Origin of the sequence: Steroidobacter agaridevorans (genome assembly GCF_009932555.1) — a bacterium.
Lineage (GTDB): Bacteria > Pseudomonadota > Gammaproteobacteria > Steroidobacterales > Steroidobacteraceae > Steroidobacter > Steroidobacter agaridevorans.
On the sequence record NZ_BLJO01000009.1, the window covers coordinates 199,155 to 211,251 of the forward strand.

Consider the following 12,097-nt stretch of genomic DNA (forward strand, 5'->3'; position numbering starts at 1 on the left):
CTCACAAAGGGGGCGGCGGGATTCAGGAATGATTGATCCACACGAGCTGGCGGCGCAGGTAGCTCTCCATGCCTGCCAACCCGCCCTCGGTGCCGATGCCCGACTGAAACGCCGGCTCGTAGGAGGCCGCGTGTCCCGCGCCTTCGCCGCTGGGCGCGGCCGCGTTGACCCAGATCGAGGAGTGAATGGCCTTGGTCACTCGCATCGCCCGGGACAGGTCCGCCGTCCAGACGTAAGCGGCGAGGCCGTAGATCGTGGCGTTGGCGATTCGAATCGCTTCGGCCTCGTTCTCGAACTTGATGACACTGAGCACGGGCCCGAAGATCTCTTCTTGCGCGATCCGCGCAGTCGGCGGCACATTGCGAAACAAGGTCGGCTCGACGAAGTAGCCGCCCGTTTCCGGCAACGCACGCTTGCCGCCGGCGACCAATTCCACTCCTTCGTCCTTCGCGCTCTGAATGTATTTCATGACGCGAGCACACTGTTGGGAGGAAGCCAGCGGCCCGAACGTCGTGTGCGGATCCAATGCATTGCCGATCGAAATGTTTTCGAGCTGCGCGAGTATCTTTTCCAGCAGGACCGGCTCGATCGAACGCTGCACCAGCAAGCGTGTACCGGCACTGCAGACCTGGCCCTGATTCGTCAGGATCGCCTGGGCGACGGATTTCGCGGCGGCATCGAGATCCACGCCGTCGCCGAACACGATTTGCGGCGACTTGCCGCCACACTCGGTCATGACCACCTTCAGATTCGACTGGCCGGCGTAGCACATCATTTGCTTGCCGATCTCGGTCGAGCCGGTGAAGGTCAGCATGTTCACATCCATGTGCATGCCGAGCGCGCGCCCCACGGTCTCGCCACGACCCGGCACGACATTCAACACTCCGGGAGGCAATCCGGCTTCTACTGCCAGAATCGCCAGCCGCATGGCGGAGCGAGATGAGAGCTCCGATGGTTTCAGAACCACGCAATTGCCGGCTGCCAGCGCGGGCGCCACTTTGCTCATGGCGTTGACGGTCGGAAAGTTCCACGGCGTCACCGCTGCCACGATGCCACGCGGCACACGGCGCTGAGCGACGAACGTAGTCTTGTCGCTGTTGTATGTATCGCCGCAGACCTTGTCGACGGCTTCCGCGTAGAACCTCGTCAATCCGGCTGCCGACGCTGCGTTGGCGCAGCGTTCCCGTATTGGCTTGCCCATCTCGCCCGCATCTAGCGCGTCGAGCGCACCGGAGTTCGCAGCGATCAAGTCGGCCAGGCGGTGCAGTGTTTTCTTCCGAATCGACGGCGGCGCCTCGCTCCAGCGCCCGTCTGCATAGGCCCTGCGGGCCGATGCAACGGCAGTAGCGACATCCTTGTCGCAACCGGCGGGAATGCTCAGAGCGCGCTTCCCATTGGACGGATTCATTACTTCGATCGTGTCGCCGCTCGCCGAGGTGATGAGCACCCCATCGACGAACGGCGCCACTTCCTGATCGACGCGCTTGATATCGAAACTCATGGCCGGCGCTGCGTTACTTGCCGAAGCTGTAGCCGAACTGCACGCCGTACGTTCTGGGCATGCCCCAGGTCACGCGCAGCACGTTGCCCGTGCCTTTCTGTTTGGTGACGAAATAATCCTTGTCCGTCAGATTGTCGCCCCACAGGAAGACTTCCCAGCTGTTCGAGGTCGCGAGGCCGACCCTCGCGCCGATGGTGCTGCGGCTGTCCACCTCCAGGTCGGGATCGTTGGCCGCGTCCGTGAAGAACGAGTCCTTGAAGGAATGATCGATGGATGCGGTCAGCGTCATGTCCTCGCCGATCGGCCGCTCGTAGGTCAGCATCAGCGACGAATTCCATTTCGGCGCATGCGGCAGCCGGTTGTCGTCATAGTCGATCGCCACGCCGTTCACTTCGGACGCGCCTTTGAACGACTCGTACACCGCATCGGTGTAGCCGACACCGCCCCGCAACGAGAAGCTGTCGGTGAACTGCACCAGGCCTTCGACTTCGATGCCCTGAATCGTCGAGGTCGCCGCGTTGTTGAATTCGTACAGATACAGATTGGTCGTGGTGTCGAAGACTCGCGACTGAACCTGCAGATCCTCGTAGTCGGTGTAGAACGCCGCGATGTTCATCGTCACGCGGCGATCGAGCAGCGAGCTCTTGAAGCCGATTTCGTAGGTGGTCGCATACTCCGGGTCGAAATCCAGGGCGCTCGCCGGCGGCGGTGTTCCATCCGGCCCGCCCACGACGTAGTCGGTGTTCCAGCCGCCGCTCTTGAAGCCGCGCGCCGCTTTGATGTAGCCCGTGGCGTCCTCGCTGAAGGCATAGCTCAGACTGACCATCGGCGATACGTCGGAGTCCTCGCGCTTGTCACGGAAACTCGAGAAGTCGAACAGACCGTCGAAGGGACCGAACGCCGTGGCGTGATAGTCATTCACTTTCTTGCGATCGAGCGTGTAGCGCAGACCCGCGGTGAGTGTCAGCTGGTCGGTGACGTGATAGTTGGTATGCGCAAACAGCGCGCCACCCGTCGACTCGATATCCGAGTAGACCACGGCGAGACCGGCGCCACCGAAGGGATACGCCGGGCCGGTCCGGAAAGGAACATCGCTGACGACGCTTTGCCAGAAGAAGTACGCACCGACCAGATAATCGAACTTGCCGGTGGTGGGCGAAGCCAGGCGGAATTCCTGGCTCGCGAACTTCGACAACTCGTGCCAGCCATCGACCAGCAGCGAATCCAGCGGCGAGTCGTCATTGTCCTCGGAGTGGGTGAACTCGCTGCTGTTGTAAGCGCTGATGCTGGTGAACGTGAGCGCCTCCATGTCGTAGTCGACCGTCAGAGCCATGCCGTAGACTTCGCGCTGTTCGTTCGGAATACCGTCGATGTTGACGGTGCGGATGCCGGGCGAATAGACGATGCCGTCGCCCATCGTGCTGGTGCCGTCGAACGGCTCGGGATAGAGGAACAGGTTGTCGTCCTTGAGATAGTCGGCGCGGAAGTTGACCTCCACGGAGTCGCTCGCCAGATATCTCAGTTTCAGATTGCCGCCGTAATTGTTTTCGTCGCCCAGATCGTCGCCGCCGTAGAAGTTCTCGACGTAGCCGTCGCGATTGTTGCTGTACACGGAGCCGCCCATGTACAGCTTCTGGTCGATCAGCGGCCCACTCAGGTTGCCGCTGAGGCTCACCTTGTTGTAATTGCCGATGTTGGCGACGACCTTGCCTTCCACCTCGTCGCCCGGTTTCTTGGTAACGACGTTGATCACGCCGGCGATGGTGTTCTTGCCGAACAGCGTGCCCTGAGGTCCGCGCAGCACCTCCACTCGCTCGATGTCCATCAGGTTCAGGTTTTGCGCCGAGGGGCGGCCGGCGTACACACCGTCTACGTAGACGCTCACTCCCGATTCGAAGCCTGCATTACGTACGTTGCCGGTGATGCCGCGAATGGTCAGCCGATTGTCCATCGACGAGCCGTAAGCGGACTCGAACGCCATGTTGGGCACCAGCTTGCTCATGTCGTTGACGCGCGTTACCGAGGCCTTCTCGACAACGTCGCCGTCGAGCACGGCAATCGAAATCGGCACGTCCTGCAGGCGTTCCGAACGCTTCTGCGCGGTGACGACCACTTCTTCCACATCGCGTTGCCGATCGGCCGACGCCGCTGCCCTTCTCGGAGTCGTCGCCTGCGCAATCCGGGTCGGCTCTGGCTTGGCTTCCGAATACTCCGTCGAGATCTTTTGCATCTTCGAGTTGTCGCGAATCACGACGATGCGCTCGTTCAACAGCTCATAGGTGAGCGAGGTGCCTTCGAGCAGCCTGGCAAGCGCCGCGCTGGGCGTCAGGTTGCCGGTAACCGTGGGAGCAATGAGCCGGTTCGCGGCTTCGGAGCTCGGGATGATCAGCTGAAATCCGGTCTGTCGAGCCCAGTCGTTCAACGCATCTCGCAGGATCTGGCTCTTGATCGCCAGCGCGACGGGTTGTTGCGAACTGACTTGCGCATCTGCGGTGACGACGGCCAGAGCCAGGCTGGCCCCAATCACCATTGGACGTATCGTTCTCATGTTGCGTCCCCTACTGATTCTTCGCCCAGTGACGGCGTGCATGAATGAGCCAAGCCCATCCACCCTCTCGCACTACCTGTCCGTACTGACTAATGTGGACGCGAAAATCAGGACAAATATATCCGTTGTTTCAACCCGTGCCGCCGGCGGCTCGAGGGAGAGCGCCGCAACCTGAATTCCCGGGGATGGATTCAGCGAATGAGCCGGTCTTACTTTCGTTACGAGCAGGCTTTCTCGCATTACGTTACATCTCGCGCCGCCTGCTCCGAGGCCGCCAACGCCAACTAGAAACGCGTCCTCTTCAAGTTGTCTGCACTTTCCCGTGGGCGGCCGTCATTACTCGCAGGCGCCCTGAATGCCTATTTCCAGTAGCGAGACATGAACCAGCTTCAGGAGAGAGTCGCGATCGTCACGGGAGGAGCCATGGGGCTCGGGTCCGCCATCGTGAGACGTCTTGCCGCCGAAGGCGCCAGGACTGTAATCACCGACATCCAAGTCGCAGCCGGAGAACAGCTGGCCAGTGAATTGGGCGGCTGCTTCATCGAGCACGATGTTACGGACGAGAATCGCTGGGACACCGTCGTGCGGGCCGTTGAAGATCGGTTCGGACGCGTCGACTTCCTGATAAACAACGCCGGCGTGGAAGGCCCTCCTCCCGAGCGCGCCAATCCCGAGAACACCCGTTTATCGGATTGGCAGGCAGTTCACCGAGTCAACGTCGAAGGCGTATTCCTGGGATGCCGTGCAACCCTCCCTGCACTTCGTCGCGCCGGCGGCGGCGCAATCATCAACATGTCCTCCACGGCCGGCCTGTGCGGCACGCCGGACTACATCGCCTACGGCGCCAGCAAAGCGGCCGTTTGGCACCTGACCAAATCGGTTGCACTACATTGCGCGAGAAACGGCTCGAAGATCCGCTGTAACTCGGTGCACCCCGCGCTCGTGCTGACACCCATGGTCGAGCGAATCATTGCCGACACGGCTGCAGCGCGAGGCACGTCCACGGAGGATGTCACAAAAGAATTCACCTCGCTGATCCCTCAGCGCGAGTTCCAGACCCTCGATGACATTGCCGCTGCGGTGCTGTTTCTAACCTCCGATGAAGCCCGGCACATCACGGGGCTCGCGATGACGGTCGATGGTGGCTGCTCGGCGGCTCTCTGATATGGATCTCTCGCTGTTCGAGCTTCGAGGAAAAAGTGCGCTGGTCACCGGCGCCTCGATGGGACTCGGCCGCGCATGCGCTACTGCGCTAGCCATGGCCGGAGCGAACGTCGCCGTTCTGGATATCGAGGAGTCCTCGGCTGTGAAGACCGTGGAGAAACTACGATCCCGAGGCGTGGATTCGTTCTTCGTCCACTGCGATGTTTCGAATAAGGCTCAGGTACGGGCGGCTGTCGCTGCCGTTGTCGCCCGGTTCGGGCGCCTGGATATCGCAATCAACAACGCCGGATTCGGCATCCCTGTCGGCGGCAGCGAAAACCTCGCGCAGGAAGAGTGGAATCGAGTCATCGGAATCAATCTGACCGGGGTTTTCCTGTGCGCGCAGGCCGAGGCGGAGCAGATGATCAATCAAGAGCCGACGCAAGGCAAAATCATCAACATCGCATCGATGTACGGCTCCGTTGCTGGAGGAAACTGCGCGTACAACGCAGCGAAGGCAGGAGTGATCCATCTGACGAAGACGCTGGCCGCCGAATGGGGGCGCTTCAATATCAATGTGAACTGCATCAGCCCCAGCTGGGTCATGACCCGTCGAATGATGCACTTATCGGAGGAGGTCCGTAGTCGCATGCGCGCCGTCACGCCGATGGGGCACATTCAGCGACCGGAAGATATGTTCGGGCCGGTGATCTTCCTGGCATCGCAGGCATCGAATTTCGTGACCGGTCACGACTTGCTCGTCGACGGCGGACATACCGTCAACACCTGGCTCAGCCCGCTGGAACGAACCCTTGCCCCGCGAGTGACGCCCGAGGAAGAGATCTTCGATACGGCACAGGATGCCGACGATCCTTGATCAGCCCTAGTCAGCTTCGACAGCCGCAATCTTCTCGTACAGCTCGATGACATTTCCCTCGGGGTCGCGCAGGTAGGTCGCTTTGGAGCGCCCGAAGAACACCAGCGGCGAGCAATGAAACGTTGCCCCGGCGGCCTGCAAGCGCGCGCAATGCATCTCTATGTCCGAGACCTCGATACAGAAATGACTGATGCCATGATCTGAGACCGGACGGCTCGGATCGGCGCGCTTCGGCGCCGGATGCGAGAACTCGAACAGCTCGACCTGCATGCTCCCGACCCGGAGCAACACAGCACGCCCCCTTGCGCCCTTGATGCCCAGAATCTGCTCGTAGCGGCCGTTCTCGGTGGTCTCGTCGAAGGCAATCTCCGCGACCGTCTGCATCTCGAAGGCATCGCGATAGAACCCGAGCGTCGCGTCGAGATCCGAAACCGAGATGCCTACGTGACTGGTGCCCTTCACCATGGCGAGACCGCAGTCATCGCTGACTGTCATCTATTTCCGCGATTTCCGAATTCACCGGCGCCGTCTCGCCCTCGGCCAACAGGATTCGGGTGAGCACACCGCTGGCGGGCGATTCCACTTCCTGAATCGCCTTGGCGGTTTCTATTTCTACGATGGGCTCGCCCTGCTCGACACGGTCGCCGATGGCCTTCAGCCAGCGACTCACCGTGCCTTCCTCGATGCCCATGCCCCACTTGGGAAGAATCAATTTGGTACTCATGCTGGCAACTTCCGCCGCTCCTTGCTCAACAGACGATCACATCAACCCTTTCACGGCGGCGACGATCTGCGCCTTGCCGGGAAACACGTGTTGTTCCAATGCGGGACTGAACGGGACATGCACGTCCGGCGCACACAGGCGGCGGATCGGCTTTTTCAAACTCTCGAATCCTTCCTCGGCGATGAGCGCTGCAATCTCCGAGCTGAGATTGGCGACCCGATGCGCGTTTTCGACCAGCACCAGACGGCCGGTCTTCGCCACCGACGCCATGATCGTGTCCATGTCGAGCGGCTTGAGCGTCCTGGGATCGATCAGCTCGATCGATATGCCCTCTTCCGCCAGATCCTTGGCGGCGTCCATCGCGAGTCGCATCGCGCCGCCGATCGCCACGACGGTCACGTCACTGCCGGCTCGCTTGATCTCGGCCTTGCCGATCGGCACCAGATGATCCGGATCGGTCGGCACCTCGCCTTTCACGGGCCACAGCTTGGTGTCTTCGAAGATCAGCACCGGGTCATCGTCGCGGACCGCGGATTTCAACAGGCCTTTGATATCGGCCGGACTGGTCGGGCTGATGATCTTCAGGCCCGGCACATTCAGGAACTGCGGATATGGACGATCCGAGTGCTGGGCGGCGAGCGAGGAGCCGTAATACATACAACAACGAAACACGACCGGCACTTTGACCTGGCCGCCGGTCATGTATCGCAGCTTGGACGCCTGATTGATGATGGGATCGGACGCCAGGTACATGAAACTGGCAATGCTCAGGTCCACGATCGGTCGCAGCCCGGTCATCGCGGCGCCGATGCCGACGCCGGTGAAACTGGTCTCCGAGATCGGCATGCTCCAGATCCGTCGCTCGTCGAAGCGGGACACGAGCTTGCCGCCGCCGTACACGGCGATGTCCTCGCCCATCACGATGACTCGCTCGTCGCGCTCCAGCTCTTCTATCTGAGCCTGCACCAGCGCATCGAGGAAGGTCATTTGCACCATCGTGTCTGGACGCGGCTTGTTGATCGCTAGGGACATACGCGGGTGATCCTCAGACGGCCGAAGTGGCGCCTTGCGGCGGATAGAGAATGGGATTGCTGTACATGTAGTCGTACAGAGCGGAGGCCGGCGGGAACGGGCTCGCTTCGGCGAACTGAATTGCGTCCCGCACTTCCGCGACCACGCTCGACTCGATCTCATGCAACTCGGCCTCGCTGAAGCTCGTATCGAGCAAAGCCCGCCTGAACAGCAGCAGCGGATCACGCAGCTTCTTGTTCGTCTCGACTTCCTCGGCATGACGATAGGGTGTGCCCGGGATGAACAACCCGACTTGATGCTCGTCGAATCGATAGGTCTTGGCCTCGATCAACGTCGGTCCATCGCCGCGCCGCGCACGAGCCACCGCTTCGGAAGTCGCCTTATAAACTTCGCGCACGTCCTGACCGTCGACCGCGATCCCGGGCATGCCATACGCCTCCGCGCGCTTTGCGATGTTGGGCTGTCCATGGCTGCGGGCAATCGAGGTGGTGATGGCGTAGCCGTTGTTCTCGCACAGGTAGATCACGGGGAGCTTCCACAGCGAAGCCATGTTCAGCGACTCGTGAAAGGTCCCCTGATTGACCGCGCCGTCGCCGAAGAAACAAAGGCACACTTGATCCGTCTGGCGCACCTTGGCGCTCAGGCCGCATCCGGTGGCGAGCGGAATGCCGCCGCCGACGATGGCCGACTCGCCGATGATTCCAACGCTGTTGTCCGCGAGGTGCATGGAGCCGCCGCGGCCTTTGCAGATGCCGGTGGCCTTGCCCATCAACTCCGCCATCAGCGCCTTCAGCTCGGCGCCTTTGCCGATCGGGTGGCCATGGGAACGATGCGTGCCCGTCATCGCATCGCTGTCACACAGCGCGATGCAGGCGCCGACGATGGTGCCTTCCTGACCGATGCTGGCGTGAAAGGCGCCCGGGATCTTGCCGGCCTTGTAGAGCCGCGTCCCCTCTTCCTCGAACTTGCGAATCCGCAACATGCGCCGGTAGGTCTCGCTGTCGCGCCCCTTCGTCAAAGACATTTATTGTTCCCTCGCCTGGTGCTTGTGATCGCCAGCTCTGCCTGCTATGCATTGACAGCAGTGGCGCGAACTTTCCGGACACCCGGGTCGGTTCGGGATCAGGGAGTTATGTCTTCATGAACCGGACGGTGCAGGGAATGCCCTGTCATCGGCTTGGGGGTGTCCGGACTTTGCCGCAAAAACCGGTCATCCATACAGGATCTGCTGTTCCCGAAAATCACAAGGTCCAATGAAGGCGACACTTCCGCAACGCGCATGGACGCTGGGGGTCCACTACCGCCGCGAACTGCACAGGTATCTGCTGCGCCGGCTGCGGCGGCCTCAGGACCTCGATGACTTGAAGCAGGAGGTCTACATGCGCCTGTTGCGCATGGACCGCATGGATGGCATCCGGGAACCGCTCGCTTATCTCTATAGCATCGCCGCCAATGTCGTCTCCGACTTCACCCTGGCGGAACGACGCCGCCACGATCGCGTCACCCCCGACAGCGACGCCGTCGAGAACTGGGCCGACGATCCGTCGCAGTCCCTGCCGGACGACATCGCCGAGCGCACCAGCCTCGAACGGCAGCTCGAAGACGCGTTGAAACAGCTGCCGCCCCTGCAGGCCGCTGCCTTGGTATTGCACTATCAGGAAGGGATGTCCTGTGACGAAATCGCAAAACAGCTTGGCCTGAGCCCGAAGAGCGTCGACAAGTACCTGACGCGAGCCAAGGCACGCATGCGCATTCTCTTATGGAACGAGGGGAGCTGAACATGGACCGTCGCCCGGACAATCGTGACGAAGAAACACTCGCGGCGGAGCACGCCGTCGAATGGCTGCACCGGCTCGACACCGCCAACGCCAGCGACAAAGCCGCGTTCCGTAAATGGCTCATCCGTTCGCCGCAGAATGGCGGCGAGGTGCTGGCCGCGACGGCGACCGATGTCGTCGTCCGTGAGCTGTTGCGCGACAAGCGCGTCGACGTCAATCAATTCCTGTCGGCCGCAACGAACGTGCACTCGATCGGCGATGAGTTTCGCTCTCGTGAGCAGCCTGCACGGCCGAAGCGACTGCGCCGCTGGATCGGGATGGGCCTGGCCGCGGCGCTGGCAGTGGTCGCGCTCGCGCCGATAGTGGAGCGCAACTTGTTTCGTCCCGACGAGTACAGCACCTCGACCGGCGAACAACGCGCGATCGAATTGCCCGACGGCTCGGCGATCGCCATCAACGCGGAATCGACGGTGCGCGTCGCCTTCTCGAATTCTTCCCGGGATGTTTATTTGGATCGAGGCCAGGCGATGTTCACGGTCGCGAAGGATCCGGCGCGGCCGTTCCGCGTGCACATGGTCGGCAGCGCCGGTCCCGAGGAAAAAATCAGCAAGGACACGACGGTCAAAGCGATCGGCACGAAGTTCGATGTGCGACGTCATTCCGAGCGCATCAACGTCGCCGTGATCGAAGGCATCGTGCAGGTCAGGTCCGACGCGAACCACACCGCAAAGAGCGGCTCCGCCAGCGTGGTCGCCGGGCAGGCCGTGAGTGTCGAAGGCAGCGGCGAAATCACGCCGCCGCAGCGAGTCAATCCCTCCGACGTGAGCGCATGGCAGCAACGCCGCCTGGTATTCACCGACAGCACGCTCGAAGAGATCGCCGAAGAATTCCGGCGTTACAACCGCACGCCGCGCATCCGCATCGTCGATGAAGATCTGCGCATGCAACGAATCAGCGGCGTCTTCGACGCGGACTATCCGGAAGCGCTATTGCTGTATCTGGAATCCGACAGCTCGGTGCTCCTCGAGCGCAAAGACGAAGAAGTCGTCATCCGGCGGCGTCCCACGATCGTGCAGTCCGCGCCCACCGGTTAGATATAACCCCGCATGCATTGTTTAACGCATTCGCAATGAGTGCGTCGTACTGTGCCTGCTGAATACAATCTGGCGGCAAAATTGCGCGAGCGAGTCTTGACTGTTCTTGTTAGTGCCGTCATAGCGTTTATGTAGCTGCGGTATCGAGGACGATCCGTGGCGCGAGTGACTGGTCAACAGCTCACAGGAGGACCGCTATGGGCATGGACATGGAAACGTTGCAAGCCGCCGAACGCGCGGCGGATTGGTTGGTGCGTCTCGAGACCGCGACACCTCAGCAGCTCGCGGAATTCTGGCAATGGCTGACTGAATCCCCGTTGCACGTTCAAGAGATGCTCGCTGCCCAGGCATGTCATGTCGAACTCACCAAGTTACTCAAGAACGGCCGGATCTCTCCGAGCAAGCTGATGTTGTCGGACGAACTGTCGACTGAGGCCGGGAGTGAAGAAGAAGAACCGCCCCACGTGCTGAGGAACGCGTTGCTGGAAGCATTGCAGATCCTGGCAGCGTCGCCTCGACCGGCGCCGGCGGTAGATTGATGGCCTGAGGCCGCGCCGCTCTTTTCACTTGCGGATCCCGTGTACACTCCGGCAGTGCATGGCTCAAGGGAGATCGAGAAGTGCGCAAGAACATACTTGCAGCGACCGTGATTGGCGTCCTCGCCACGCTCGTCGGATTCATCCCGATAGCGAACGCGACTCTTATCACCACGGGTGAGGTCGTTGTCACAACGCCGAACACCGGCGGCGGAGATTTCTCCTTTTTGATTGGCGCCCTGGCGGTCAATGGGCATCACGATGAAGGCCCGCGGTTCTTGCCGGGCTACGAAGGCAGCCTGTTCGACGGCAGTCATCGCCTGACCGTCGGCGCCATCGAGTTCTTCTACGGCGCCATCGGAGACCAGGCAGTCTTCTGGAATACCCACCTCGGCGTCGAGAACCCGTACGCCACGAATTGGACGATCATTTCCCCGGGCGTGCTGCTGACCCAAGGTCAAACGGTTTATCAATCGTCCTTCGACTTCCAGGGGGGACTGTGCGCAAATTTCAGGTACAACACGCCTTGTGACGTGATATTCCCAAGTCTCACCGGGCAGGGGATCGCCGAATTTTTCTTCAACGAAGCGATCCTGGATGACGGGCGCAGTTACTTCACGCCGGTCCGAGCGACTTACACCTTCATGCCGATTCCCGAGCCCGCGACGCTCGCGCTCTTCGGCGTGGGGCTCGCTGGATTGGCGCTGTCGCGGCGACGAAAACACAAAAGCCCTCTGGCGAGGGCGTTTTGAAGGTGGCGGAGAGGGAGGGATTCGAACCCTCGTAGGGACGTAATGCCCTCAACCGATTTCGAATCGGTGCCGTTGTGACCGCTTCGGTACCTCTCCGTGCGGGGCCGCGCAT

At 61.3% G+C, this 12,097-nt stretch carries 12 protein-coding genes and 1 tRNA gene; 6 read left to right on the forward strand and 7 right to left on the reverse strand.

The window, feature by feature from the left end; all coding sequences use genetic code 11:
- Nucleotides 1-22 precede the first annotated feature (22 nt).
- Entirely contained in the window at nucleotides 23-1,501 is a 1,479-nt protein-coding gene (locus tag GYH35_RS28725) for an aldehyde dehydrogenase family protein (protein ID WP_161811430.1), read from the reverse strand.
- Between the two features lie 13 nt (nucleotides 1,502-1,514).
- Nucleotides 1,515-4,049 carry a TonB-dependent receptor domain-containing protein gene (locus tag GYH35_RS28730; protein ID WP_161830228.1) on the reverse strand — a complete coding sequence of 845 codons (2,535 nt, stop codon included), beginning with the start codon at nucleotides 4,047-4,049 and terminating at the stop codon, nucleotides 1,515-1,517.
- A 378-nt stretch (nucleotides 4,050-4,427) separates the two neighbouring features.
- On the opposite strand from GYH35_RS28730, the gene GYH35_RS28735 reads away from it, so the two are divergent.
- Together GYH35_RS28735 and GYH35_RS28740 are read left to right on the forward strand one after the other, a co-directional pair.
- Complete coding sequence (locus GYH35_RS28735) at nucleotides 4,428-5,213, forward strand: glucose 1-dehydrogenase (protein ID WP_161830229.1); 786 nt, start codon at nucleotides 4,428-4,430, stop codon at nucleotides 5,211-5,213.
- Between the two features lies 1 nt (nucleotide 5,214).
- A complete protein-coding gene (locus tag GYH35_RS28740) occupies nucleotides 5,215-6,069 on the forward strand; it encodes an SDR family NAD(P)-dependent oxidoreductase (protein WP_161830230.1) in 855 nt (284 codons plus the stop codon).
- Between the two features lie 6 nt (nucleotides 6,070-6,075).
- Here the strand turns inward: GYH35_RS28740 and GYH35_RS28745 are convergent, their stop codons facing one another.
- From GYH35_RS28745 to GYH35_RS28760, 4 genes are read right to left on the reverse strand one after another with little or no spacing between them, the layout of a single operon-like run.
- On the reverse strand, nucleotides 6,076-6,564 hold the full coding sequence (locus GYH35_RS28745; RefSeq protein WP_161830231.1) for a VOC family protein: 489 nt from the start codon (nucleotides 6,562-6,564) through the stop codon (nucleotides 6,076-6,078).
- Entirely contained in the window at nucleotides 6,548-6,793 is a 246-nt protein-coding gene (locus GYH35_RS28750; RefSeq protein WP_161811425.1) for a biotin/lipoyl-containing protein, read from the reverse strand. Before GYH35_RS28750 ends, GYH35_RS28745 begins: the two co-directional genes overlap by 17 nt.
- A gap of 36 nt (nucleotides 6,794-6,829) precedes the next feature.
- Entirely contained in the window at nucleotides 6,830-7,825 is a 996-nt protein-coding gene (locus GYH35_RS28755; RefSeq protein WP_202624818.1) for an alpha-ketoacid dehydrogenase subunit beta, read from the reverse strand.
- Between the two features lie 13 nt (nucleotides 7,826-7,838).
- Nucleotides 7,839-8,849, reverse strand: coding sequence for a thiamine pyrophosphate-dependent dehydrogenase E1 component subunit alpha (locus GYH35_RS28760; protein WP_161830232.1), 1,011 nt, complete (start codon nucleotides 8,847-8,849; stop codon nucleotides 7,839-7,841).
- Between the two features lie 229 nt (nucleotides 8,850-9,078).
- On the opposite strand from GYH35_RS28760, the gene GYH35_RS28765 reads away from it, so the two are divergent.
- The 4 genes from GYH35_RS28765 to GYH35_RS34705 all read left to right on the forward strand — a co-directional run bounded on the left by GYH35_RS28765 (nucleotide 9,079) and on the right by GYH35_RS34705 (nucleotide 11,985).
- Complete coding sequence (locus GYH35_RS28765; protein WP_161811423.1) at nucleotides 9,079-9,603, forward strand: RNA polymerase sigma factor; 525 nt, start codon at nucleotides 9,079-9,081, stop codon at nucleotides 9,601-9,603.
- A 2-nt stretch (nucleotides 9,604-9,605) separates the two neighbouring features.
- Nucleotides 9,606-10,697 (forward strand): FecR family protein, encoded by a 1,092-nt coding sequence (locus GYH35_RS28770; RefSeq protein WP_161830233.1) that lies wholly within the window; start codon nucleotides 9,606-9,608, stop codon nucleotides 10,695-10,697.
- A gap of 197 nt (nucleotides 10,698-10,894) precedes the next feature.
- Nucleotides 10,895-11,236, forward strand: coding sequence for a FecR/PupR family sigma factor regulator (locus GYH35_RS28775; protein WP_161816604.1), 342 nt, complete (start codon nucleotides 10,895-10,897; stop codon nucleotides 11,234-11,236).
- Between the two features lie 80 nt (nucleotides 11,237-11,316).
- The gene (locus GYH35_RS34705; protein WP_202624820.1) at nucleotides 11,317-11,985 is read left to right on the forward strand and encodes a PEP-CTERM sorting domain-containing protein; all 669 of its coding nucleotides are present in this window, start codon (nucleotides 11,317-11,319) and stop codon (nucleotides 11,983-11,985) included.
- A gap of 3 nt (nucleotides 11,986-11,988) precedes the next feature.
- On the opposite strand, the gene GYH35_RS28785 is transcribed toward GYH35_RS34705, so the two are convergent.
- A tRNA-Ser gene (locus GYH35_RS28785) sits at nucleotides 11,989-12,081 on the reverse strand.
- Nucleotides 12,082-12,097: the final 16 nt, after the last annotated feature.